Source organism: Streptomyces sp. LS-MS-L19, assembly GCF_058382285.1.
This window is the reverse complement of the sequence record NZ_JBYCLL010000001.1, coordinates 7,142,934-7,168,481: the sequence shown is the minus strand read 5'-3', so window position 1 is coordinate 7,168,481 and position 25,548 is coordinate 7,142,934. Positions and strand designations below refer to the sequence as shown.

15 protein-coding genes are annotated in these 25,548 nt (G+C 71.4%); 4 read left to right on the top strand and 11 right to left on the bottom strand.

Going from position 1 to position 25,548, the window contains the following annotated elements:
* Positions 1 to 236: 236 nt before the first annotated feature.
* Together AC2XR2_RS32120 and AC2XR2_RS32115 are read left to right on the top strand one after the other, a co-directional pair.
* A complete protein-coding gene (locus AC2XR2_RS32120) occupies positions 237 to 1,250 on the top strand; it encodes a LacI family DNA-binding transcriptional regulator (RefSeq protein ID WP_123763396.1) in 1,014 nt (337 codons plus the stop codon).
* Between the two features lie 144 nt (positions 1,251 to 1,394).
* Positions 1,395 to 3,443 carry a glycoside hydrolase family 31 protein gene (locus AC2XR2_RS32115; RefSeq protein WP_491516941.1) on the top strand — a complete coding sequence of 683 codons (2,049 nt, stop codon included), beginning with the start codon at positions 1,395 to 1,397 and terminating at the stop codon, positions 3,441 to 3,443.
* A gap of 65 nt (positions 3,444 to 3,508) precedes the next feature.
* On the opposite strand, the gene AC2XR2_RS32110 is transcribed toward AC2XR2_RS32115, so the two are convergent.
* The 8 genes from AC2XR2_RS32110 to AC2XR2_RS32075 form a co-directional block, all read right to left on the bottom strand.
* Positions 3,509 to 4,129, bottom strand: coding sequence for a chorismate mutase (locus tag AC2XR2_RS32110; RefSeq protein ID WP_491516940.1), 621 nt, complete (start codon positions 4,127 to 4,129; stop codon positions 3,509 to 3,511).
* 35 nt (positions 4,130 to 4,164) lie between these two features.
* The gene (locus tag AC2XR2_RS32105) at positions 4,165 to 4,878 is read right to left on the bottom strand and encodes a glycoside hydrolase family 12 protein (RefSeq protein WP_330264118.1); all 714 of its coding nucleotides are present in this window, start codon (positions 4,876 to 4,878) and stop codon (positions 4,165 to 4,167) included.
* A gap of 39 nt (positions 4,879 to 4,917) precedes the next feature.
* Positions 4,918 to 7,116, bottom strand: coding sequence for a glycosyl hydrolase family 95 catalytic domain-containing protein (locus tag AC2XR2_RS32100; RefSeq protein ID WP_491516939.1), 2,199 nt, complete (start codon positions 7,114 to 7,116; stop codon positions 4,918 to 4,920).
* The gene (locus AC2XR2_RS32095; RefSeq protein ID WP_491516938.1) at positions 7,113 to 9,095 is read right to left on the bottom strand and encodes a beta-galactosidase; all 1,983 of its coding nucleotides are present in this window, start codon (positions 9,093 to 9,095) and stop codon (positions 7,113 to 7,115) included. Before AC2XR2_RS32095 ends, AC2XR2_RS32100 begins: the two co-directional genes overlap by 4 nt.
* The gene (locus AC2XR2_RS32090; RefSeq protein WP_491516937.1) at positions 9,092 to 11,284 is read right to left on the bottom strand and encodes a WD40/YVTN/BNR-like repeat-containing protein; all 2,193 of its coding nucleotides are present in this window, start codon (positions 11,282 to 11,284) and stop codon (positions 9,092 to 9,094) included. The genes AC2XR2_RS32095 and AC2XR2_RS32090 overlap by 4 nt, the downstream gene beginning before the upstream one ends.
* Before the next feature lie 123 nt (positions 11,285 to 11,407).
* Positions 11,408 to 12,334, bottom strand: a complete 927-nt coding sequence (locus AC2XR2_RS32085; protein ID WP_330264122.1) for a carbohydrate ABC transporter permease — start codon at positions 12,332 to 12,334, stop codon at positions 11,408 to 11,410.
* Positions 12,331 to 13,410: an ABC transporter permease gene (locus AC2XR2_RS32080; RefSeq protein WP_491516936.1), complete on the bottom strand. Its 1,080-nt coding sequence runs from the start codon at positions 13,408 to 13,410 to the stop codon at positions 12,331 to 12,333. Before AC2XR2_RS32080 ends, AC2XR2_RS32085 begins: the two co-directional genes overlap by 4 nt.
* Positions 13,410 to 15,098, bottom strand: a complete 1,689-nt coding sequence (locus tag AC2XR2_RS32075) for an extracellular solute-binding protein (RefSeq protein ID WP_449348505.1) — start codon at positions 15,096 to 15,098, stop codon at positions 13,410 to 13,412. The genes AC2XR2_RS32080 and AC2XR2_RS32075 overlap by 1 nt, the downstream gene beginning before the upstream one ends.
* A 318-nt stretch (positions 15,099 to 15,416) precedes the next feature.
* On the opposite strand from AC2XR2_RS32075, the gene AC2XR2_RS32070 reads away from it, so the two are divergent.
* Entirely contained in the window at positions 15,417 to 18,272 is a 2,856-nt protein-coding gene (locus AC2XR2_RS32070; RefSeq protein WP_491516935.1) for a glycoside hydrolase family 3 C-terminal domain-containing protein, read from the top strand.
* 136 nt (positions 18,273 to 18,408) lie between these two features.
* On the opposite strand, the gene AC2XR2_RS32065 is transcribed toward AC2XR2_RS32070, so the two are convergent.
* From AC2XR2_RS32065 to AC2XR2_RS32055, 3 genes are all read right to left on the bottom strand, one after another.
* Positions 18,409 to 19,854 (bottom strand): aldehyde dehydrogenase family protein, encoded by a 1,446-nt coding sequence (locus tag AC2XR2_RS32065; protein ID WP_381298556.1) that lies wholly within the window; start codon positions 19,852 to 19,854, stop codon positions 18,409 to 18,411.
* A 136-nt stretch (positions 19,855 to 19,990) separates the two neighbouring features.
* Positions 19,991 to 21,697: a PucR family transcriptional regulator gene (locus AC2XR2_RS32060; protein ID WP_381298557.1), complete on the bottom strand. Its 1,707-nt coding sequence runs from the start codon at positions 21,695 to 21,697 to the stop codon at positions 19,991 to 19,993.
* 139 nt (positions 21,698 to 21,836) lie between these two features.
* Complete coding sequence (locus AC2XR2_RS32055) at positions 21,837 to 23,954, bottom strand: ATP-binding protein (RefSeq protein ID WP_491516934.1); 2,118 nt, start codon at positions 23,952 to 23,954, stop codon at positions 21,837 to 21,839.
* Positions 23,955 to 24,201: 247 nt separating this feature from the next.
* On the opposite strand from AC2XR2_RS32055, the gene gabT reads away from it, so the two are divergent.
* Entirely contained in the window at positions 24,202 to 25,536 is a 1,335-nt protein-coding gene (gene gabT, locus AC2XR2_RS32050) for a 4-aminobutyrate--2-oxoglutarate transaminase (protein WP_491516933.1), read from the top strand.
* Positions 25,537 to 25,548 lie beyond the last annotated feature (12 nt).

Sequence of the window (25,548 nt, the reverse complement as noted above, 5' to 3'; positions counted from 1 at the left end):
CGCGGCCGTTCGGCCGATGTGGACGGAATACGGGGTGATGTCCAGCCGGGTACGGGGTGGTGCCGAGCCGCCGCCTTGCGTGGTAGGCAGGAGGCCGCACCCTGCGGAGGAGGTTGTCGAAGCGCTTCGACAACCTATGGACACCCACTCCCGGGGGAGCTACTGTCGAACCACCCCCACCCGCACCTGTTCGCACTGCGCACTGTCGAAGCGCTTCACAAAGCTTGGAGAGCTGGATGGTCACCCTCGCCGAGGTCGCCCAGCACGCCGGAGTCTCGGCGAGCACGGTGAGCTATGTCCTCAGTGGCAAGCGGTCCATCTCGACGAGCACCCGGCAGCGGGTCGAGGAGAGCATCCGCGAACTCGGCTACCACCCGAACGCGGGTGCCCGCGCGCTCGCCAGCAGCAGGTCGAACATCATCGCGCTGATGGTCCCGCTCCGCACCGACATGTACGTGCCGGTGATGATGGAGATCGCCATCGCGGTGGCCACCACGGCCCGGACGCACGGCTACGACGTGCTGCTGCTCACCGGTGAGGAGGGTCCCGACGCGGTGCGCCGGGTCACCGGCAGCGGGCTGGCCGACGCGATGATCCTGATGGACGTCGAGCTCGACGACGAGCGGCTGCCGCTGCTGCGCGGCACCGACCAGCCGTCCGTGCTCATCGGCCTCCCCGCCGACACCTCGGGTCTGACCTGCGTCGACCTCGACTTCCGGGCCACCGGCGCGCTGTGCGTCGAGCACCTCGCGAAGCTCGGTCACCGCGACATCGCTGTCATCGGCGAGGCCCCCGCGGTCTACGAGCGCCACACCGGTTTCGCCGAGCGCACGCTCGACGGACTGCGGTCACGGGCCCAGGAGTTGGGCGTACGGCTGCTGCACCGGCCGTGCGACGGCGGCTATGACGCGATGGCCGTGACCGTCGCCCGCATCCTCGACGAGCGGCCCTCCACCACGGGCTTCGTCGTCCAGAACGAACAGGCGGTGGAGCCGCTGCTCGCGCTGCTGCGGCAGCAGGGCCGGGCCGTCCCCGAGGACGTCTCGGTGGTCGCGATCTGCCCCGAACAGGTAGCCCTCCAGGCCTCGGTGCGGCTGACCTCGGTCTCCATCCCCGCCCAGGAGATGGGCCGGCACGCGGTGGAACGTCTCGCCGCGAAGCTGGAGGGCCGCGGTGAGGACGAAGTCGTCCTGATCGAACCGGAGTTGACGGTCCGGTCGAGCACGGGACCGGCGCCTTCGGTGTCCTGAGCACTCGGGCGCCCCTCGAAGCCCCCCGTACACACACCACGGCTCTCACGCATCACGTCCCACTTCACGCACCGCATGTTCACGTGCCTGCGCGGCACGCCCCTGTCTGCACTCGCTGTCTGCACTCCTTCAGGAGCACCCCTCGTGAATCAGCCTGCCGAAATCCAGCCCAAGGTCAGCCTCGCGCAGTCCTCCCCCACCGTCGGCACGTTCCGGGAGCGGGACGGCGCGCTGGAGTGGAGCGGGCGCCAGGAGACCGTGCGGGTCGAGCCCTGGGGCCCGGACGCGGTCCGGGTGCGGGCCCGGCTCGGCGGACCGGTCCTGGAGGGGCTGCCGGGCGCCCTGCTGGACGAGCCGCCGGCCACCGAGAGCACGGTCAAGATCGGTGACGGGGAAGCCCAGTTGACGGTGGGCCGGCTGACCGTCCACGTCGACGCCGAGGGGCAGCTGCGCTTCCTGCGCACCGAGGACTCGTCCGAGCTGCTCGCGGAGGCCCGCGCCCACTTCTGGTGGCCCGGCTCGCGGCTCTACACGGCGGTCGGCAACGGCCACCACCGCCTGGAGCAGCGCTTCGCCGCCTACGACGACGAGAAGCTGTACGGCCTCGGCCAGCACCAGCACGGCAAGCTGGACCAGAAGGGCCTGGTCCTGGACCTGGTCCAGCGCAACGCCGAGGTGAGCATCCCGGTCCTCGCCTCCAGCCGCGGCTACACCCTGCTGTGGAACAACCCGGCGGTCGGCCGTGTGGAGCTGGCCCACAACGGCACGCGCTGGGTGGCCGACTCGGCCCGCCAGATCGACTACTGGATCACCGCGGGCGACCTGGCGGACGGCCAGCGCCGCTACAGCGCGGTGACCGGCCGGACGCCGATGCTGCCGGAGTGGGCGGCCGGGTTCTGGCAGTGCAAGCTGCGCTACCGCACGCAGGACGAACTCCTCGCCGTGGCACGGGAGTACAAGCGACGCGGGCTGCCCGTCTCGGCGATCGTCTGCGACTTCTTCCACTGGACGCACCTCGGCGAGTGGAAGTTCGACCCGGCCGAGTGGCCCGACCCGGCGGCGATGGTCCGCGAACTGGACGAGCTGGGCATCAAGTTGGTGGTCAGCGTCTGGCCGTCGGTGTCACCGCTCAGCGAGAACCACCCCGTGATGGAGCAGCGCGGCTACTTCATCGGCACCCAGTACGGCCCGATGGCGCACGCCGACTGGCCCGACAAGGGGGTCGCCTCCACCGTCCAGGTCGCCTTCTACGACGCCACGAACCCGGAGGCCCGGGAGTTCGTGTGGTCGCGGGTGAAGGAGAACTACCTGGAGCCGTACGGCATCACGGCGTTCTGGCTGGATGCGTGCGAGCCGGAGCTGAAGCCGGGGTTCCAGGAGAACCTGCGGTACTGGGCGGGGCCCGGCCTGGAGGTCGGCAACAGCTATCCGGCCGAGAACTCGCGCACCTTCCACGAGGGTCTCACCGCCGCGGGTGAGGAGGTCATCACCCTCAACCGGTCGGCCTGGGCGGGCAGTCAGCGCTACGGCGCCGCGCTGTGGTCGGGGGACATCGGCACCGACTTCGCCACACTGCGCGCGCAGATCGCGGCGGGTCTCAACACGGCGATGTCCGGGATTCCCTGGTGGAACACGGACATCGGCGGCTTCCACGGGGGTGACCCGGACGACCCGGCGTACCGCGAGGTCATGGTGCGCTGGTTCCAGTTCGGCGCGCTGTCCCCGCTGATGCGGCTGCACGGGTTCCGGGATCCGGGGATGCCGCTCGGGCCGGACATGACGGGCGGGCCCAACGAGGTGTGGTCGTACGGGGAGGAGGCCGGCGCGATCCTGGAGAAGTACCTGCGGCTGCGGGAGCGGTTGCGGCCGTATGTGCTTCGGGTCATGCGTCAGGCGCACGAGGAGGGGGTGACGCCGATGCGGCCGCTGTTCCTGGAGTTTCCCGAGGACCAGGCGGCCTGGGGGGTGGACGACGCGTATCTGTTCGGGGCGGATCTGCTGGTCGCGCCGGTGCTTACCGCTGGCGCCACGGCCCGTACGACGTATCTTCCGGCGGGTTCGTCCTGGACGGATGCGTGGACGGGAGTGACGTATGAAGGCGGTACCACGGTGACTGTGGCTGCGCCGCTGGACCGGATTCCGTTGTTTCTGCGGGATGGGGCGCGGTTGCCGATTCAGGATGTGCCGCGGTAGGTCGTTCGTCGGGTGCGGCGCCGTCGTGGCTGGTCGCGCAGTTCCCCGCGCCCCTGAAAAGCAGGTCAGTCCCGGCAGATCGAGGGCAGGGCCCGGATCAGGGCGTGGGTGTGCAACGCGTCCAAGTGGTTCTCGTGGTGGACCTGGAAGGCAGCCAAGGCCAGTTCGGGGCGGCATGCGAACGTGTCGCGGTTTTCCGACGTGTCGGCCAGAGCCTGGACCAGCGCGCTGGTGATCTGGTTGATCTGCCGGCGGACAACCGTCAGGTCGGGCTTGGTCGTCGGGGCCTCGTCGGGGTGGTCGGTCCAGCGCTGGAACAGGCCGCGCTGGACGACCTTGTTGGCCTCGATCTGGTCGCGGAAGATCGTCCGGATCTCGTCCGGGTCGGCGCCCAGCTGCTGGGCCTGTGCGGCCACGTTGTCGAGGACCTGCTGTTCGCGGGCCGGGTCGTCGATGGGGCTGTCGGTGCCCCACTTGGCGGCCGCGACGAGGTCGGCGGTGGCGAGGCGTTCGGCGGCCAGCTCGACGACGGGGTGCAGGGGGGACAGGGAGAGGGCGGTGGCGTGGGGGGCCGGGGCGGTGCCGGAGACCGGAACCGCGACCGCGGAGCCCGTCGCGGTGAGGGCGACGGCCGCGGTCGCGGTCAGGGTGATCAGGGCACGTCGGAGGGGGGTGGTGGTACGCATGCCCCCATCAAACCCGACGCTGTCCCACGATCAGGTCAACTGCTGCTTACCGTCAGGTTGTTGGTGGTGAAGTTCAGGCCGCCGGACGAGCTGGTGATCTCGAAGCCGAACTGGACGTCACCGATGGTCTCGTTGCCGAACCAGCCCTTGGTGTCCTTGATCCACTTCAGGATCGGCAGGATGTTGACCGTGCCGGAGCTGGAGTTGGAGGTGCGCACGAAGGAGAAGACCTGGTTGGCGCCGTTGGTGCCCTTGTAGACGGTCCAGGTGTGGCCGCCGAGCGTCACGTTGCCCTGCGAGGTGCCGAGCGGGCCGACGGCTCCGGTCTTGTTGACCCAGAGCATGATCTCGTAGTCGTAGTCGGTGTCCCAGATGTCGTACGACGTGTTGTACGCGCCGGACGACGGGACCGTGACGTTGTAGCTGCTGGAGAGCGAGCCCAGCGAGGTGATCGACTTGTTGATCACCTTCTTGGAGTTCGGGTAGGACTTGATGCCGCCGGTGTTGGGGTGGTTGGCGTTGACGCCCCAGTTGGTGCCGGAGTTGGCCCAGATGCACTGGCTGCCGGCGCCGGAGCCCCAGATGTTGTTGTAGAGGGTGTAGCCGTTCAGGCTCGTGTTGGCCCACTGGTCGCAGGAGCTCCAGACCGCGGCGGACGCGGGGGCGGAGGCGAGACCGACGAGGGCGCCGACGGCCATCGCCGGGGCCAGGACCGCCGTGGTGATCTTGTTGAGGGGGTTCTTTGCCATGGTGTCCCTTTCCATGGGTGGGGGGAAATGCGGGGGTGGTTACCACGCCTCCAGACGCAGGACGTGGTCTTCTCCGGCGACGAGGTCGAGCTGTTCGGCGCCGGAGGAAGTCCTCAGTTCGACGCGGTGGGTGCGCGTGGGGCGCAGCACCGCGGTCGCTTCGGTGGGGCTCCAGGTGAGGTCGAGTTCCGCCCCGAACCGGGTGCGGATGCCGCGTAGTTCGCCCTGGGGGCAGCGGGCGGGGACCGCCGGCAGGAGCACCAGCCGGTCCGGTGTCGACTGCACGAGCATCTCGATCAGGACGGCGGGCAGGGTGTGGGCGGCGTCCGCGTTGTACACGTGCCGGTTCGGGTAGTGCGCGCTCATCAGGGAGTCGTGGAAGAAGTCGCCGCCCAGGACCTGGCCGAGGGCGTGCGCGACCCGTTCGCCGTCGCGCAGCCGGGCGGCGACGAGGGCGTGGTGCAGGTGTCCGTGCGCCGAGTCGTTCTCGGCGCCCCGGAGTTCGAGGGCCCGGTGGGCGGCCTTGGCGAGGTCGGGGGTGTCGTAGGGGGTGATCTCGTCGAGGGGCCAGACGCCGTAGAGGTGACTGAGGTGGCGGTGGTCGTAGGTGTCGTCGAGGCCGGGCCAGGCCCATTCGGCGAGGGCGCCTTCGGCGTTGGTGCGGTGGGGTGGGAGCCGGTCGGCGAGGGCGCGCCAGGTCTGCGCCCGCTCGGGGTGGTAGGAGGCGGCCGTGCGCAGGGCGTGCCGGGCGGCGGAGAGGTCCATGGCCGCGTTGATCGCGCCCCAGCCGGCGTTGGCGGGGCGGTTCTCGGGTGAGTAGGAGGGGACGACGACGAGATGGCCGTTCTCGTCGGTCCGGTGCAGGAAGTCCTCGTAGAACTGGGCTACTTGGGCGAGTGCGTGTGCGGTGCGCGGGTCCTGTTCGCCGCGGGTCTCGTCGTGGTCGACGAGGGGTTTGAGCAGCCAGTCGGCGCCCGCGGTCCACAGGTGTAGCGGGTACTCGCGGTTGAAGTGGTACGTCAGCCCGGACTCGCCGTCGGAGTGGGGCGGGGCCACGACACCGCGGGCGCCGAAGATCTCGCGGGCGTTGTCCTGCCAGTCGGGCAGCTGACGGTGGATCAGGGTGGCGAGGGCTTCGGTGACTTCGGGGAGGGCCGCGCAGGCCGCCGATGCCGTCTGGAGGTTGATGTTGGCGTCGTTGGTGAAGGCTCCCGACCAGGCGGTGTCCCAGTCGCCGGTCCACAGGCCGGTCAGGCGGGGCGGGTTGAGGCCGCTGGAGGAGAGCAGGTGGTAGCGGCCGGCGGCGAAGAGGCGCTCCAGGAGGGCGGGGCTGTCAGGCCTTCGGAGCAACTCCGAGCCGGGCAGGGCGCGTTCGGCGGGGTCCGCGCCGAGGTCCAGGGTCACCCGCCGGTAGGCGGTGCGGTGCGGCTCGGTGTGGCGGGCGAGGAGACGGCCGTACGGGTCGCCGTGGCCGTCGGGCAGTAGCTCGCCCAGGGCCCTGGCCTCGGCGAGGGCGTCCGGCTCGTCGGTGTGCCGCAGCACCCGGGTCAGCAGCAGGACGGAGTCCGCGCCGGTGATGCGCAGGCCGGGGGGTGTGAGGGTCGTACGGCCGCCCGTGACCGCGACCAGGGTGACGCCGGTGTAGGCGCGGTCGCTGCCGGGGTAGCGGGCGCGCAGGGTGAGCAGGGCGCCCTCGGAGGTGAGGACGGCGCCGTGGCCGACGGCCAGGCCGTGGGGGACGCCCGGGAGCCGGTGGTCGAGGGAGACGGCCAGGTCGGGGGTGGTGACCTGGTGGACGATGACGTCGTCGGCGCGGGAGACGAAGACGCGGCTGAGGCGGTCCTCGGACTCGGCCTGGACGACGCCGGTGGCGAAGTCGACGGAGCGGCGGTGGCCGGTGTCCTCGGCGGGGGCCGTGGCGCGCAGCCGGATCTCGAAGGCGGGGTGGAAGGGCTGCACCCACTGCAGCGGGCGTCCGTCCGTGAAGCGTTCGGCGGCGTCGCGCTCCCCCGCGAGCAACCGGTCCTGGAGCGCGGGGAGTTCCGCGGCGAGGTGCGGTGGGCGGGCGTGTTCGGCACCGTTGGGGCGGACCAGGGTGTGGTGGGTGACGACGACCCGCTCGTCGTGCGGGTCGCCGAACAGCAGGGCGCCGTGGCGGCCGTTGCCGCTCAGGAAGCCGTCCTCCCAGCGGGCGGCCGGTGCGGGTTCCCAGGTGCCGTGGACGGGGCCGTCGTTCATCGTTCGAGTACCGCCACTCCGTAGCGGTCCAGCGTCACCCGGTCCGCGCCGGACTGCCCCGTCAGCAGGTCCCGGTGGGTGCCTGGCACCGCCACGGTCACCGACTCGCTCCCGTGGTTGAGGAGGAAGAGCAGGTCGCCGCGGGGCACCGCCTCGACGCCGTCGGGCAGTCCGGCGAGGGCGGGCCGTACGCCCGCGTCGTCGGCGATGCGGGCGAGGAGCTCGCGCAGGGCGTGCGGTTCGGGGAGCGTGGAGAGGTACCAGGCGCGGCCCCTGCGGAGGATCGCGGGCAGCCCGTCGAGCTCACCGCCCTTGTAGACGGCCTCCGCGGTGGCGTCCTCGGTCTTGTCGATCTCCTCCGACCACAGGGTGCCCCGGAAGGCACCCCGCGGGCCTTCGCACTCGGTGTGCTCGCCCGCGTCGAGCGGCCACCACTCGTGCAGGGTGCGGATGCCGAACAGTGCGCGCAGGCGGGCGTCCATGCCGCCGGGGCGTACTCGGTCGTCCTGGTCGGCGATGCCGGTGAGGAATCCGGAGACGAGGGTGCCGCCCTGGCGGACGTAGGCGAGGAGGTTGTCGATCGCCGGGTCGGTGAGGGCGTAGAGCTGGGGGACGACGACCACCTTCCAGGCGGTGAGGTCGTGCTCGGGGTGGGCGAAGTCGGTGGTGAGGTGGGCCTCCCAGAGGGCGCGGTGCCAGGACTTCAGGACGTCCGGGTAATCGACCTCGGTGGACAGCCGGCCGTCCTGGGCGCCGGCCCACCATGCGTGCCAGTCGTGCAGGATCGCGATGTCGTGAGCGGTGTGACGGCCCGTCACTCTCTGCGCGATGCGGGCGAGTTCGGCGCCGAGCTGCTTGACCTCCTGGTAGGTGCGGCCCTCCTCCCCCGCGTGGCTGACCATCCCGGAGTGGAACTTCTCCGCGCCCTGCCGGGACTGGCGCCACTGGAAGTAGCAGACGGCGTCGGCGCCCCGCGCGACGGCCTGGAGGGACCAGAGCCGGTTCATGCCACGGGGTTTGGGGTGGTTCACGCCCCGCCAGTTGACCGGTCCCGCGGCCTGCTCCATCAGCATCCAGGGCCCGCGGGCCTGCGAGCGGGTCATGTCCTGCACGAGGGCGCCCTGTTGGGCTCCCAGCGGATCACGCGGGTCGGGGTAGATGTCGACGGAGACGACGTCCTCCTCCTCGGCCCACCGCCAGGCGTCCTGTCCGAACCACAGCGGCATGAAGTTGGTGGTCACGGGGAGGTGCGGGGTGGCCCGGCGGACGATGTCCCGCTCGGCGAGGTAGCACTCCAGAAGCATGTCGGAGGTGAAGCGCCGGAAGTCGAGGACCTGGGTGGGGTTCTTCAGGTAGTGCGCGTGCCGGGGCGTGTGCACCTCGGCCCAGTCGCCGTAGCCCTGGCTCCAGAAGGCGGTGCCCCAGGCGGAGTTGAGGGCGTCGAGGGTGCCGTGGCGCTGCTGGAGCCAGAGCCGGAAGCGGGCGGCGGCCTCGTCGCTCCAGTCGTAGGTGCAGTACTCGTTGTTGATGTGCCACATGGTGAGGGCGGGGTGGCCGCCGTAGCGGGCGGCGAGGTCCTCGGTGATGGCGGCGGCGAACCGCCGGTAGGTGGCGCTGGAGTGCGAGAAGTGCTGGCGCCCGCCCCAGTGCTCGGTGCGGCCGTCCTCGGTGACGGGCAGGGTGTCGGGGTGCAGGTGGCCCAGCCACGGCGGCGGTGAGGAGGTCGGGGTGGCGAGGACGACCCCGATGCCGTTCGCGTGCATCAGGTCCATCAGCCGGTCCAGCCAGCCGAAGTCCCGCTCCCCCGGCCGGGGTTCGAGCTTCGCCCAGGAGAAGACGCCGAGGGTGACGGAGTTGACGCCGGCGGCCCTCATCAGCCGGACGTCCTCCTGCCAGGTCTCCTCGGGCCACTGCTCGGGGTTGTAGTCGCCGCCGTAGAGGATGCGGCCGCGGGTGGCGTCCTGGAGTCCCGGGGTCACGCCGGCTCCCCGTACTGGATGCCCCGGCCGTTGGTGGCGATGTAGACGCGGCCGTAGAGCCGCGGGTCGGCGGCGATGGTCGCGCCGATCCAGCCCCACTGGTGCCGGTCGTCGTTGACCCGTACCCAGGTCTTCGCCTCGTCGTCGGAGCGGTACACGGCGGTGATCGTCTCCGTGGAGCCGACCTGGTAGATCGCCGGGTAGTCGGCGCCGTCGGCGGCCTTGCCGAAGGCGAGGGTGTACGAGGCCCAGCAGCTGGTGAGCTTCGTGAAGGTCGCTCCGCCGTCGGTGGACCGGTACAGGCCGTTCCACTTGGTGCTCAGCCACAGGTCGCCGGAGCGCCCCGGGGCCGCGGCCAGCTGGAACTGGCTGTCCCCGGAGGGCAGTCCGCTCGCACGCCCGGTGAAGGTGAGCCCGCCGTCGGTGCTGGCGAACAGGGTGCCCGTGTCGGTGTCGTAGGCGTAGAAGCGCGTCGGGTCGGCCGGGTCGGCGAGCGGGGTGGCGCCCTTCGGGTACGAGGCGACCTCGGACCAGCTCGCTCCGTTGTCCGTGGAGCGCTGGGCGGGGTACTTGGTGCCGTCCCAGTGCACGAAGGTCCACAGCAGCACGCTGCCGTCGGTGTTGGTGGCGATCGGTCCCGGCGCGTCCTTGGCGAGGGCGGGCTGGGCCGCGAAGGGGGCCCAGGTCCTGCCGCCGTCGTTCGAGAAGGCGCCGTTGCCGTGGTCCCCGAAGCCCGTGCGGACGACGTACGACGGCTTGGCGGCGGCCTGGGCGAGGCCGGTCGCCGATCCGAACACGGGGTTCGACGCCATGCCGCGCGAGGGTGAGGCGGTGAGCCGCTCGTGGTACATCACGCCGACGTCCCCGAGCCCGCTGAGCAGGTGCGCCTGACCGGTCGGGGGCGAGATCAGCTGCCGTACGGAGGTCTCCTCCAGGCCGCGGATCTGCGGGGCCCAGTGCTTGAGGTCGCGGGTGCCGTAGAGGGTGGCGCCGGTGCCGTAGACGATGTGCTTCGAGTCGTACGGGTCGACGGCGACGGCCTGGATCCACCAGCCGAACTTGGGCGCGTCGGCGCCGAAGGTGAGGAACGGCGTCTCGGACACGTCGAGGACCGCGGAGTCCTTCAGGGAGGTCCAGGTGCGGCCGCCGTTCGTGGTCCGGTACAGGGTGTCGACGGCCGCCCAGCGGTTGTTGGTGGAGACGACGACGGTGCCGGGGCGGCGGGCGTCCACGGCGACCCCGCCGTAGCCGAAGGTGTCACTGCCACCGGGCCGGACGGGGGTGACGTCGGTCCAGGTGCCGGTGGCGACGGCCAGCTTGTGCACGCTGCCGTCGGACTGTCCGTTGGGTCCGGGGGCGTCGGCGTAGCTGACGTACAGCTCGCGGGTGTGGCAGTCGTAGGCGGCCCGGATCGGCACCTTGGCGGAGGTGCCGGAGGGCTGCCCGGGGACGGCTTCCCAGGTGGTGCCGTCGAGGGTGCGGTACAGGTTGGCGGTGGTGCCGTCGGAGTCGCCCCAGCCGGCGTAGAGGACCCGCCCGGCGGCGACGAGCAGGGTGACGCCCTGGCCGCTGCCGCTCGGGGTGCCCGGGAAGCCGCTCGCGGCGCCCCAAGTGGCGCCCCGGTCGGTGGACTTGAGCAGGCCGTCGTGTCTGGTTCCCAGCCACAGCGTGTCACTGTCCCGGGGATCGACGAGCAGCCGTTCCCCGGTCCCCCTGCCGTCCTCGTTGCCGCCGAGCTTCACGGTGAGGTCGGCCCGCGCCCAGGTGGCCCCCCGGTCCTCGGACCGCAGCACGGCCCCGTTGCCGGCCCAGGACTGCGCGTAGGTGCCGAGTGCGAGATAGACCCGGTCGGGATGGGCCGGGTCGACGGCCATCGCCTCGACACCGAGCAGGTTCCAGTCGTCCCACCCGAGGTCGTCGTTGAGCGGAATCCACCGCGCACCCCGGTCGTCCCACCGGTAGGCCCCGCCGATGTCGGTCCGGGCATAGGCGAGCCCACGCACGGACGGGTGGAAGAGCACACCGGTGACGAACCCGGTCCCCCCGATGACGACCTGGCGCCAGCGGTAGGAGGGGGTGGCGGAGTCGGCGGCCGAGGCCACGCCGGAAAAGGACGGGACGGCGGTGATCGCGGCAACGGCCGCGGCCCCGGCGAGAACAGCACGACGGCTGGGACCGGACGTAAGCATGACAAACCTCGCTCTGAACTAAGGGAAAGTGAGCCCACTCAGGGGCGCGGGGAACTGCGCGCCCAGCCGCAGACGACCCGCGGCCGCCGTCCGTCAGAACCACCCCTGTGGGATGGCGAACGGTCAGCCCTTCACCGCACCGGTCAGCATCCCCTTCTTGAAATGCCGCTGCACGAACGGAGAAGCCACCGCCACCGGAATCAACGCCAGCACCATCACGGCCATCTGCAACCCCAGCGCCGACAACTGCCCCGTCCGCACCGCCTGCTGCAACCCCGTAGGGGCCTCCGTGTTCTTCTGCACCAACTGAATGAGCACGTTCTGGAGCGGCATCATCGACTGGTCGCTGAGATAGATCGACGCGTTGAACCACGCGCTCCAGTACCCCACCGCGTAGAACAGCGAGATCACCGCCAGCACGGCCCGCGACAGCGGCATGACGATGGTCAGCAGGATCCGCATGTCCCCGGCCCCGTCGATCCGCGCGGACTCGGTGAGTTCGGGCGAGATCCCCATGAAGAAGGCCCGCAGCACGAGGATGTTGAAGACGCTGACCGCACTCGGGAGGATCAGCGACAGATAGGTGTCGGTGAGCCCCAGCGACTGCACGAGCAGATACGTCGGGATGAGCCCGGCGCCGAAGAACATCGTGGCCATCATGGTCATCAGGAAGAACCGGTGTCCGAGACTCCCCGGCCGCGACAGCCCGTAGGCCGCCAGCACCGACACCGTCATCGAGAACAGCGTGCCCACGAGGGTGACCCCGACCGACACCATGATGGCCCGGCTGACCTGGCCCCCGCTGAGCAGTTCCGTGTAGTTGACGAAGGTGATGCCCTGCGGGATCACGACGAGTCCGCCGACCCGGTCGATCACCGGCTTCGGGGAGAGACTGGTGACGATGACGATCCACAGCGGACCGAGCACGCCCAGGCAACACAGGAGCAGGAGGCCGCCCTTGGCGGTGAGCCCGGCCTTGCTGGGCTCCTCCTCCCACACCGGCCGGGCGGGAGCCTTGAGGCTGCGGACGAGCTGCGTGTTGAGGCTCACTTCTGGTACACCCCCTGCTCGCCCAGCAGGTGCGCGAACTTGTTCGCGGCCAGGACGAGACACACTCCGATGGCTCCCTTGACGAGGCCGACCGCGGCCGCGTAGCTGAAGTCGCCGTTCTGGATACCCATGTTCCACACGTAGGTGTCGAGGACCTCGCTGGCCCCGGCTCCGACCGCGTACCGCTGGAGCAGGAACTGCTCGAAGCCGACGCTGAGCGCGTCACCGACCCTGAGGACCAGCAGCAGCGCGATCACCGGGCGCAGCGCGGGCAGCGTCACGTGCCACATCCGGCGCCAGCGCCCGGCGCCGTCCATGGCGGCGGCCTCGTACAGGTCGGTGCTGACCGCGGCCAGCGCGGCGAGGAAGACGATGATCCCCCAGCCGGCGTCCTTCCAGACGGCCTGCGCGGTGACCAGGTACTTGAAGAGGCTCGCGTTGGTCATCAGGTCGAAGCCGCTCCAGCCGTGGTCCTCCAGGGTCTGGGCGATGATGCCCGCGCCGCCGAAGATCTGCTGGAAGACGGTGACGACGAGGACCCACGAGAAGAAGTGCGGCAGGTACATGATCGCCTGGGCCACCGCCCGGACCCGGGGCCGGACCACGCTGTTGATGAGCAGCGCGAGGGCGACGGGGACCGGGAAGAACAGCACCAGCTGGAGCACGAAGAGCACGATGGTGTTCTTCGCGGCGCTCCAGAACAGCGGGTCGTCGATCATCCGCGAGAACTGCTCCACCCCTACCCAGGGGCTGTGGAAGATCGCGGTGATGCCGTTGCTGGAGACGTACGGGTCGTACTCCTGGAAGGCGACGACGTTGCCGAGCAGCGGGACGTAGTTGAAGACCAGGAGCAGGACCATGACCGGCAGCGTCATCAGGATGAGCGTGCGGTCGCGGCGCAGCCGCACCTTGAAGGGGACCTTCCCGGCCTTCCCTGCCCTGCCCGCCCTGCCGGCCTTGCCCGCCTTGCCCGGAACCCGGTCCTTGGCGACCGCGGCGGCGACCGCGGCCGCCGGTTCCTCGACGGCCGCGGGAGGACGGGTCCCGTCGGGCCGGCTCCCCGCCGTGAGAGACATCAGTTGCCGCTGCCGTTCTTTTCGAGGAGCTGCTTGTACCAGTCGCGCAGCTTGTCGCCGCCGGAGGACTTCCAGGTGGAGATGGCGGCCTGGACGTCGGAGAGCTTGCGGTTGCCGCGCACGTAGTCGAGCTCCAGCTGCTCGAACTGGCTGCCGAGGTTGGCCCAGCGGGTCGGTTCGACGATGTTCATGCCGAAGGTGGACGTCTTCTTCATGAAGGCGCCCATCCTCTGCTGCCACTCGACCTGCTTGCGGGCGATCTCGGGGAAGTCGGGGTGGGCGTAGTAGGCGGCCGGTGCGGCCAGCATCACCCAGGCGTTGAGGACCTCGGAGTTGCCCAGGTCGTTCTTGACCGGGACGCCGTTCTTGACGGTGTAGTGGGTGCCCTCGACGCCGTAGTCGACGAGCATCCGCTCCTTGGTGCCGTAGGGCGCGGCCGCGAAGTCGGCGGCGGCGAGCGCGTTCTCGATCGTCTCCTTCGAGGCGCCCTTGCGGATCATCGACCAGATGGTGGCCGGCTGGCCCGCCCACAGCTTCGGGTCGCCGCCGTCGGCGCCGAAGATGTCCATGCCCTCGATGACGAAGTCCGGGTTGGAGGCGGCCTGTTCGGAGGTCTTGCCGTACCAGCTGGAGATGTTGTCGTTGTAGACGAGGATCTGCCCGGCGGTGAACCGCTGGCCCGCGTCGCCCGAGCGCGCCTTGTCGTCGGGGTGGACCACGCCCGCGTCGAACAGCTTGCGGACCCACTCCAGGGCCTCGAGGTACTCGGGCACCTCATGGCGGTAGGTCAGCTTGCCGTCGTCCCCGATGTTCCAGCCGAGGGTGCCGGAGGGGCGGACGCCGAACATGCTCCACGCGCTCCAGGTCATGTCACCGCAGGCCCACACCTTGGCCTTGGCGCTGGTGGCCTCCTTGGCCCAACTGAGGAACTCGTCGGTCGACTTGGGGACGCTGTAGCCCTTCTTGTCGAAGATGTCCTTGCGGTAGAAGGGCGTGATCCAGTTCGCCGTGGCGGCCGGCATCGGGATCCCGCGCAGCGCGCCGCCGAAGATGCCCATGCGCCAGGCGTCGGAGGGGATCGCGGCCAGGTTCGGGTACTTCTTGACCTTGTCGCCCGCGATGTAGGGGCTGAGGTCCATGAACTTCGCGGTGACCGCGTTCGCGATCTTGCCGACCAGTTCCCAGCCGGGCACGACCACCATGTCCGGTATGGAGCTGGAGGCGAGGACCGCGCCGAGCTTCTCGCCGTAGGTGTTGCCGTCCTGGTTCTGCCAGGTGATCTTGGTGCCGGCGGCCGCGTCGAGCGCCGTGTAGTAGGCGCAGCCGGCCTTCGGCGGGGAGCCCCAGAACGGCGACATGATCTTGAAGGGGGCGCCGGTGCCGAGCTTCTTCGGGACCGAGGTCCCGAGGGCCGCGAGGTCGACCTTGCCGGTGAAGCCGGCGGCGGAACCGTTCTTCGACGGGAGGTCCGGCTTGGCGACCGTGCTGGCGACGAAGGCCGGGAGCATCTTGTCCGCGGCCTTGCCCGAGGTGGTCCCCTCCTTCGATCCGCTGTCCGAACCGCCGCAGGCGGCCAGCAGCGGCATCCCTCCCGCCACCGCGGCGGTGGCGACCGCCGTCGAGGCGAGGAAGCTTCTCCGGCTGGGCCCGGAGGGACCGGAGGAGGGGGCAGCGGCATTCGGCGTCATTGCGTCAACCCTTCATGGCGCACCAGGACACCCGGCGGTGGGGCCGTCGGCTGAGGTGTCTTGAGTGGAACTGGCTGAGCTGAAGCGATCCCCCGACCGAATCCGTAGTCGAAGCGCTTCGATGTTGCTGTGAGGTTAAGTGAACCCCCCGGGGTGCACAAGGGTCGATCCCAAGATTCCTCGTACGTACGGGAGGTGACCTTTTCTTATGCACCGCTTGAAGTGACGGTGTTGATCCCTTGACACCCACCCCACCGTCGAACCAGCATCGAAGCGCTTCGAAAGCATCGAACCGATCCATCGCAAGGGGATCCCCACGTGACCGCACACCCGCCGCACACTCCGCCTTTTCGCGATCCGCAACTGCCGTTCGCGAAGCGCATCGACGATCTGCTGTCGCGGCTGACCCTCGACGAGAAGATCGGCTTCCTGCACCAGTTCGTGCCCGCCGTCGAACGGCTCGGCATCTCCGCGTTCCGCACCGGCCAGGAGGCGCTGCACGGCGTCGCGTGGATGGGCCCGGCGACCGTCTTCCCGCAGGCGGTGGGCCTCGGCGCGACCTGGAACACCGAGCTCGTACGGCGGGTCGGGGAGGCGGTGTCCAAGGAGATCCGGGCCATGCGCGCCCACGACGACCGCGTCGGCCTCAACGTCTGGGCACCGACGGTGAACCTGCTGCGCCATCCGCTGTGGGGCCGTAACGAGGAGGGCTACTCGGAGGACCCGAAGCTCACCTCGGCCATCGCCACCGCCTACACCCACGGGCTGCGCGGCGACCACCCCACGTACTGGCGCACGGCCCCGGTGCTCAAGCACTGGCTGGCCCACAACAACGAGACGGACCGGGCCACCGCGTCGAGTTCGGTACGGCCGCGCGTGCTGCACGAGTACGACCTGCGGGCCTTCCGCGAGGCCGTCGAGGCGGGCGCGGTGGCCGGGGTGATGCCGGCGTACAACCTGGTCAACGGCCGCCCCAACCACGTCTCGCCGTATCTGCGCGAGCAGCTGCGCACCTGGACCGAGGAGGAGCTGCTGGTCTGCTCGGACGCGGGCGCGCCCTCCAACCTGGTCGACCACGAGCACTACTTCGACACCCACGAGGAGGCGACCGCCGCCTCGCTCAGGGCCGGTGTCGACAGCTTCACCGACCACGGCACGGACAGCTCGCAGATGGTCGGGCGGATCCGGCGGGCCCATGAGCAGGGCCTGCTGACCGAGGCCGACATCGACACCGCGGTCCGCCGCCAGCTCTCGGTCCGCTTCCGGCTCGGCGAGTTCGACCCGCACTACGACCCGCACGCCGGCGTCACCGACTTCGACACCCCGGCGCACCGGGCGCTCGCGCAGGAGGCCGCCGAGCAGGCGATCGTGCTGCTGAGGAACGACGGGGTGCTGCCGCTCGCGCCCGACACCCGGATCGCGGTGGTCGGCCTGCTCGCCGACGAGTGCAAGCTCGACTGGTACAGCGGCACGCTCATCCACCGCTCGACCCCGCTGGAGGGGCTCTACGAGCGGTTCGGCGCCGAGCGGGTGGAGTTCGCTGAGGGGGTGGACCGGGTCCGGCTGAAGACCTCCGCGGGGACGTTTCTGCACGTCCCGGCCTCCGAGGACAGCGCGGACGAGGTGCGCGGCGCCGAGGGCGCCCTGGACCCGGCGCTGCTCGCGGGCCGCACCGACCTGCCGCCGCTGACCACCGACGCGCGGGGCACCGAGTTCGCGCTGATCGACTGGGACGAGGGCGTCCTCACGCTGCGCGCCCCCGACGGCCGCTATCTCTCGGTCGCCGAGGACGGCTACCTGCGCGCCTCCGCCGACCGGCCCGGAGGCTGGGTCGTCCAGGAGACCTTCCGCCTGGAACCGCACGGTGGCGGTCACCTCCTCAGGCATCTCGGCACGGGCCGCCACGTCACGGTCGCCGCGGACGGAGTAAAGGTTGCCGACGAGAACGAAGACAGCGACGCAACCGCGGAGACCTTCGAGCTGATCATCGTCGAACGCGGCGAGAACGCAGTGACCCGCGTCACGTCCGAGGCGGACGTCGTCGTGGTCGTCGCGGGCAACGACCCGCACATCAACGGCCGCGAGACCGAGGACCGCGTGTCCCTCAGGCTGCCCCCGCACCAGGAGCGCCTGCTGCGGGCGGCGCGCGCCGCGAACCCCCGCACGGTGCTCGCCCTGGTGTCGGCCTACCCCTACGCGCTCGACACGTCCGACCTGGCAGCGACCCTGTGGACGGCCCACGGCGGCCAGGCGGCCGGCACCGCCCTGGCCCGCGTCCTGGCCGGTGACGTCTCCCCCGCGGGACGGCTCCCGCAGACCTGGTACGAGAGCGACGCCGACCTGCCCGGCCTGCTCGACTACGACGTGATCGGCAGCCGCCAGACCTACCTCTACTTCGAGGGCACGCCCCTGTTCCCGTTCGGCCACGGGCTGTCGTACGCCTCCTTCTCCTACGGCGATCTGGAGACCCGGGTCGACGGCGGCACGGCGCACGTCTCGTTCACGATCACGAACACCGGTGACGTCACCGCCGACGAGGTCGCCCAGCTCTACGGCCGCGCGGTCGACCCGGCCATGCCCCGCCCGCGCCGCGAACTGCTGGCGCACCGCCGGGTGACGCTCGCGCCGGGTGCCCGGGCGGAGCTGTCCTTCGAAGTACCGTTGCGCGCCTTCGAGTTCTGGGACGTGGCGCGGGGCGGGTGGCGTCTGGAGCCGGGTCCGTACGAGCTGCTGGCCGGTGCCTCCAGCGAGGACGTCCGGCTGCGGACGACGGTCCTGCTCGACGGCGAGCCGGGCGCACCGCGTCCGGTCCTCCAACGGGGCCTGGACGGGGCGGACTTCGACGAGCAGAGCGGTGTGGAGATCGTCGACCGCACGAGGACGGCGGGCGACGCGGTGACGGCGGCCGCGGGCCGTACCGGTGAACTGGTCTACCGGGACTGCGACTTCGGCACCGGCGTCACCGAGGTGACGGCCCTGGTCTCCGGCGCGGGAGCGGTCGAGCTGTCGCTGGACGGGGGCGCGGTGCTCGCCGTGCTGGAGGTGGCGGAGTCCGGGTCCGGGCCGTACGACTACCTCACCGTCGGCGCCGGGATCGTCGCCGAGGGCGTGCACGACGTGCATCTCAGGCTGCGCGGCCCGCTGCGGCTCGCGCATGTCGGCTTCTCCGGTTGAGGGTCCGCAGGAGCCGGCACACAGGAAGGGGCCCGGCACCGGAAGGCATCGGTGCCGGGCCCCTTCGGGGCGGCGGGTCAGCGTCGCTGCCGCAACACTACATGAAAATGGTTCCCATTTACTAGTGGGGGTTTCCTCAGAGCGCCAGCCCCGTCAGCACCAGCACCCGCTCGTACGTGTAGTCGTCCATCGCGAACTTCACGCCCTCCCGGCCCACGCCGGACTGCTTGGCACCGCCGTACGGCATCTGGTCGGCCCGGTAGGAGGGCACGTCGCCGATGACGACACCGCCGACCTCAAGGGCCCGGTGGGCGCGGAAGGCGGCCTGGAGGTCGTGGGTGAACACGCCTGCCTGGAGGCCGTACTTGGAGTCGTTGACGGCCGCGAAGGCCGCGTCCTCGCCGTCCACCTTCTGCACGGTGAGGACCGGTCCGAAGACCTCCTCGCAGGAGATCGTGGTGTCGGCCGGGACGTCGGTGAGGACGGTCGGCGCGTAGGAGGCGCCGTCCCGGTCGCCGCCCGTGAGCAGGGTGGCGCCGGCCTCGACGGCCTCCTTCACCCACGCCTCGACCCGCTTCGCCGCGTCCTCGCTGACCAGCGGGCCGACGTCCGTCTTGTCGTCGGCCGGGTCCCCGGTGACCTGGGCCTCCACCGCGGCGACGATCCGCGGGAGCAGCCGGTCGTACACCGACGCGTCGGCGATGACCCGCTGCACCGAGATGCAGGACTGGCCGCCCTGGTAGTTGGAGAAGGTCGCGATGCGGGTCGCGGCCCAGTCGAGGTCCTCGTCGGAGGCGTAGTCGCCGAGCACGACCGCGGCGCCGTTGCCGCCCAGCTCCAGCGTGCAGTGCTTGCGCGGCACCGAGTCCATGATCGCGTAACCGACCTTCTCGGAACCGGTGAAGGAGATCACCGGCAGGCGCTCGTCCTGGACGAGGGCGGCCATCCGGTCGTTCGGGACCGGGAGGATGCTCCAGGAACCGGCGGGCAGCTCGGTCTCGGCCAGCAGCTCGCCGATGACGAGGCCGGAGAGCGGGGTGGCCGGGGCGGGCTTCAGGATGATCGGCACTCCGGCCGCGATCGCGGGGGCGATCTTGTGGGCGCAGAGGTTGAGCGGGAAGTTGAAGGGCGCGATCCCGAGCACGACCCCCTTGGGGAAGCGCCGGGTCAGCGCGAGACGGCCCTGACCGCCGAGGTCGGTGTCGAGGCGCTGGGCCTCACCGCCGTTGAAGCGGCGGGCCTCCTCGGCCGCGAACCGGAACACCGACACCGCGCGGCCGACCTCGCCGCGCGCCCACTTGACCGGCTTGCCGTTCTCGTCGGAGATCAGCCGTGCGATCTCCTCGGTGCGCTCGACGAGCCGACGGCTCACATGGTCGAGGGCGGCGGCGCGGACGTGCGCGGGGGTGGCGGCGAACGCGTCCCGTACGGCGTACGCGGCGGCCACGGCCTCCTCGATCTGCGCGTCGTTCGGCAGGGCGGCCCTGCCGACGAGCCGGCCGTCCCACGGGGAGGTGACGTCGAAGGTGTCCTCGCCGGTGACCTGGCGGCCGGCGAGCCAGAAGGCGTGGGTGGAAGTCATGCCCCCACGGTAGGTCCGTCGGGGCGGGATCGAACTTGTCCGGGGTGTAGCAGTGCGGCGGGCCGGCACTCCAGCCCGGCCAAGGGCTCTTCCGTGGGCGACGGGTCCTCCGTGACGGGTCCTCCGTGGACGACGCCTATTCGGTGGTGGTCGCCTTCAGCGCCAGCCACAGCTCCATCCGTACGTCCGGATCGTCCAGGGAACGGCCCAGGATCTCCTCGACCCGGCGCATCCGGTACCGCAGGGTGTGCCGGTGGACGCCCAGGTCGGCGGCGGCCGCGTCCCACTGGCCGTGCCGGGACAGCCAGGCCCGCAGGGAGTCGACCAGGTCGCCGCGGCCGGTCGCGTCGTGTTCGTACAGGGGGCGCAGCAGGCCGTCCGCGAACGCCCTGACCGCGTCGTCCGCGAGCAGCGGCAGCACGGATCCGGCGGCCAGCTGTTCGTGCTCGACGTACAGCCGGCCCCGCCGCCGGGCGACCGACAGGGACTGCTCGGCCTGCTTGTACCCCGCCGCGGCGGCGATCGGCCCGACCGGGGCGGAGACCCCGATCACCAGCTCGTCCTCGTCGTGGGCGGTGACCGGCCGGCCCTGGGCCCCGGTGCCGTTCCTCGACGTCTGTTCGCGGGCCACGCCGGCCCGCGAGGCCTCCAGCGCCGCCGCGTGGTCCGCGCAGGCGGCCACCGCGGCACCGCCGTCCGCGGCCAGCACCACCAGCCGCTGCCCCTCACCGTCCCCCTCGGGCACGACCAGCACGGCCTCCCCGGCCCGCGCGGCGGCCGACTCGACGATCTCGGTGAGCGCGGCGAGCGGATCGCCGTGCGCGCCGCCGGCGGCCGTGGGGCTCGCCGTGGCGGCCTTCGGGTCCAGGTGCGCGTGCGAGTCGACGGACATCCGTACCGCCGCCGGTTCGGCGACGACCAGCCGGAAGGGCGCGTCCAGGAGCCCGCCGTAGAGGTCGCCCGCGACCGTGCGCGCGTGCTCCGGCTCCCCGGCCAGCAGCATCCGCAGTACGGCCGCGCCGAGCCGCTGCTCGGCCGCGTGCAGGGAGCGGGAGCGCTCGGTGGTCAGGGTGAGCAGCGCGATCGCCGAGTGCACCGCGTACCGCTCGGCGGTGCCGAGGGCGGCGGCCGTGCCGACCGCCAGCGCGGCGCGCGGCCGGCGCCCGGTGCCCAGGGTGTGCAGCTCGACCCGGTCGTCGTCCTCGGGGCCCGCGACCACGGAGGAGGCGGGTGCGGGCCGCTCCCGCAGCCGTTCCACGTCGGCGGTGATCCGTGCCGCCCGGCGGCCGGCCCACTCCGGGGCGGTGGCGACGACGGCGCCCGAGGCGTCGTAGAGCGCCGTCCAGCCGTCCACCTGGGAGGCGAGCGCGGCGAGCAGCCCCTCCGGGCCGGCGGTCAGGGCCTGTCGGGTGAGCTCGCGCTGGGCGGCGAAGCCCGCGGTGACGGAACGGTACTGGTCGGCCGCGATCGCCGCGGACACCGCCTTGCTGATGGCGAGGAAGGGGGTGCGGCGCGGCACTTCGAGCAGCGGCAGCCCCTCGTCGCGGGCGGCGTCCACGAGGGCCTCGGGAATCTCCTCGTAGTTCACGCCGACGGCGAACCCGAGCCCGACGACCCCCGCCCCGGCCAGCCGCTTCACATACCGCCGCATGGCCTCGGGATCCTCCGCGTCCAGCTTCAGCGCGGTGATCAGCAACAGCTCGCCGCCCTCCATGTAGGGGACGGGATCGGCGAGTTCGCTGACGTGCGCCCAGCGGACGGGGACGTCCAGCCGGTCCTCGCCCGCGCGCACGGTCAGCTTGAGCGCGGAGTGGTGGACGAGCGAGGCGAGGGTGGGGGGCATGAGGCCTTGGACCTTCGGAGCGGTGTGATCTCAGGTGGTGATCAAGTGGCGATCAGGTGGTGATCTTTTGGCCGCGGTGTATGAACGACCTGTGAGGATTCTGCCTCACTGTACGGTCCTCAGGTCACCTCTCATCCCCTCAGCCCCGCAGATCCACCAGCAGCGGCGGCGCGTGCTCCCCCTTCACGCTGGTCAGGGACAGCACCGCGTGTCCCGGCGGCACCCCGTGTGCGAGCTCCGACGCGGACCACCGCTCCCGCTCGACCTGCCGTACGGTCACCGCCCGGGCGGTCGGCGCCTTGCCGGTGATGACCTGGCGCACCGCGTGCAGCACCTTGCCGGCCGGGGTCTCCGCGATGATCTGCCGGTCGGTGACGTCCCGGGCCTCGATCCACTCCTTGCCCCACACCTCGGCGAAGTCCTGCCCGTCCCACGGGGTGAGCCCCGACAGCGCCATCCGGCAGCCGGTGGCCCCGAGGAGGGGTCCGCGCAGGGGCCGGGGCACGTCGTCGAGGGTCCGCAGCGTCAGCACCACGCCGGCGTTGCCGGACCGCAGCCGCTGGATGCCGCGCACGGCCTCCGGGGTGACGGCCCCCGTGGCGTCGTCGAGGACGAGACAGGCGAACAGCGACCGGTCCTCGCGCACCGCGACACTCGCCGTGAACTGCGCGAGCACCAGCCGCGCCAGCATCCGGGAGGCGTCGGCGTGCCCCCGCTGGGGCAGGTCGATCCGCACCCGCACCGGATGGTCGAGGGCCTTCAGCGAGAACGGCCGCGACTGCCCGGACGTGTCGAAGAACCCGGCGAAGGCGGGCCGGTCGAGCAGCGCGACCCGGTCCGCGAGGATGCCCCCCACATCCCCCGGGTGCCCCATCTGCCGCTCCCGCGCGTCGAGTTCGCGCAGCAGCGCGTCCTGCCCGGAGTCCTCCAGGCCCTCGCGCAGCGCGGCCAGCGGCGCGGGTGCGCCGTCCAGCAGCTGCCGCAGCTCCGGTACGGCGGGGAAGCGGCCGTGCACCGCCCGGAACGGTCCGAGCAGCTGGGCGAGCACGGTGGTGGAGCGCCGGGTGTCGCCCCCCTGGTGCGGCTCGGCGAGGTCCCCGACGAGCGCCTCGGCGAGCACGGCGGCGGCCTCGTCGGGATCCGTCGTCCCCCCGTACAGGTCGAGGTCGTACACCGACTCCGGATTCCCGATCTGTACGACGACGTCGTAGGCGTCGGCCGGTCCGAGCCCGGCGCCCGCCGCACCGACGACCACGACGGCGGCCCGCCCGGCGAGGGCGTGCAGGCACAGCGACTCGGCGAGCGGCCGCACGACGGTCCCGGTCTTCCCGGACCCGGCCGGTCCGACGGCGAGCAGCGAGGTGCCGAGCAGCTCGGGCCCCAGGCCCAGCCCGGTCCCCCGGTAGGCGTACGGATTGCGGGCGTCGTCGGCGGTGGTGCCGAGCCGTACCTGTCCGGTCAGCAGGTCGTGCCGGGCCAGCCGGCCGGGCAGGTCGCGGGCGCCGGAGGGGTGCAGACAGGCGGCGGCGCCGTCCTTCAGCACGGTGCCGGTGAACGTGGCGAGACTGAACCGCCCACCGCGCACGCCCTGCCACGCCCGAAGAATCCGCGCATGATCCACATCCCGCATCAACCCGGCCTTGGCCTCAGCAGCCAGCCGCTCGGCAGCGTCCACGGCGCCGGCGGCGCGCAGCTGGGGCCACTCGACAGGGTCCTGTTCGGGGGTGGGCGGTGGTTCGTGGGAGGTCGCGGCCTTCTGACGCCAGGCAGGCGGACCGAAGCGGCGCCAGACCTCGCCCCAGCGGCTGATCTTCCCGAAGATCGCGAAGATCCCGGCGAAGAACAGCGCCTCGTACGCATAGGACAGGCTGCTGAGCCATCCCGCGCGCCCCAGCGTCCACGAGTCCGGAGCCATCACGAACCAGGGCCACAGCCAGAAGCCACCGAGGAAACCGTTGTACAGCAGGGAGCAGAGCAGCCACCCGCAGAGGAACCCGATCACGGCCCCGCTCAGCAGCTGCCGCGTCGGGATCTGCTCCGGTTCCTTCTCGGGCCGCGGTACGTGGCCGAAGCGCCACACGCCGGGTGCCGCCTCGGGCCGGGGGGTCCGAAGCCAGCCGAGAAACCCCGCACCGTCCGGCAGCGGGGGCACACCGGGTGCCCGCTCCGGCCGAGGCGGCACCGTCGGCGGTCCCGCCGGACGTGGCACAGGGTTCGCGTGCGTACCCCTGGTGTCCCGCGTCCCGTCGCTGTCCATCGCCCTCGCCCCTTGACCAGCCGTTCCGTCCACCATCAGCGGTCAATCTAACGCCCCCGCCAGGGGAGTTCACCGCTTACGCGGCCGGGCTCGCGGAGGTGGCCGATACCCGAGCCGTACGCCGCTATGTCCAAGACGGACAACCCATGCCGTCGAGAACGCCCACATGGAGCATGCCCGCCCCGCAAGGACGGCCCTAGCCTGCGAGAAAAGAAGGTAAGCGTCGGCAACACCCCAGGAGCCCCTCATGACCGCACTTCCGCAGGAGCGCCGCCTCGTCACCCCCGTCCCCGGCCCCAAGTCGCAGGAGCTCCAGGCCCGCCGCGTCGCCGCGGTCGCGCAGGGTGTGGGGTCCGTGCTGCCCGTGTTCACGGCGCGCGCGGGCGGCGGGATCATCGAGGACGTCGACGGGAACCGGCTGATCGACTTCGGTTCGGGCATCGCCGTGACCTCCGTCGGCGCCTCCGCCGAGGCCGTCGTACGCCGGGCCACCGCACAGCTCGCCGACTTCACCCACACCTGTTTCATGGTCACCCCGTACGAGGGCTATGTGGAGGTCGCCGAGGCCCTCGCCGAGCTCACCCCGGGTGACCACGCGAAGAAGAGCGCGCTGTTCAACTCCGGCGCCGAGGCCGTCGAGAACGCCGTCAAGATCGCGCGGGCGTACACCAAGCGCCAGGCCGTCGTCGTCTTCGACCACGGCTACCACGGCCGCACCAACCTCACCATGGCGCTGACCGCGAAGAACATGCCGTACAAGCACGGCTTCGGTCCGTTCGCGCCGGAGGTGTACCGCGTCCCGGTCGCCTACGGCTACCGCTGGCCGACCGGTCCGGAGAACGCCGGACCCGAGGCCGCCGCGCAGGCCATCGACCAGATCACCAAGCAGGTCGGCCCGGAGAACGTCGCCGCGATCATCATCGAGCCGGTCCTGGGCGAGGGCGGCTTCATCGAGCCCGCCAAGGGCTTCCTGCCCGCGATCAGCAAGTTCGCCGAGGCCAACGGCATCGTCTTCGTCGCCGACGAGATCCAGTCCGGCTTCTGCCGCACCGGCCAGTGGTTCGCCTGTGAGGACGAGGGCATCGTCCCGGACCTGATCACCACCGCCAAGGGCATCGCCGGCGGCCTCCCGCTCGCCGCCGTCACCGGCCGCGCCGAGATCATGGACGCGGCCCACGCGGGCGGCCTGGGCGGCACCTACGGCGGCAACCCGGTCGCCTGCGCGGGCGCGCTCGGCGCCATCGAGACCATGAAGGAGCTCGACCTCAACGGGAAGGCGAAGGCGATCGAGGCCACGATGAAGGCCCGCCTCACCGCCATGGCCGAGAAGTTCGACGTCATCGGCGACGTCCGCGGCCGCGGCGCCATGATCGCCATCGAGCTCGTCAAGGACCGTACGACCAAGGAGCCGAACCCGGAGGCGACGGCCGCGCTCGCCAAGGCCTGCCACCAGGAGGGCCTGCTGGTCCTGACCTGTGGCACCTACGGCAACGTGCTGCGCTTCCTGCCCCCGCTCGTCATCGGCGAGGACCTGCTGAACGAGGGCCTCGACATCATCGAGCAGGCCTTCACCCGCATCTGACGTCACAGGCCT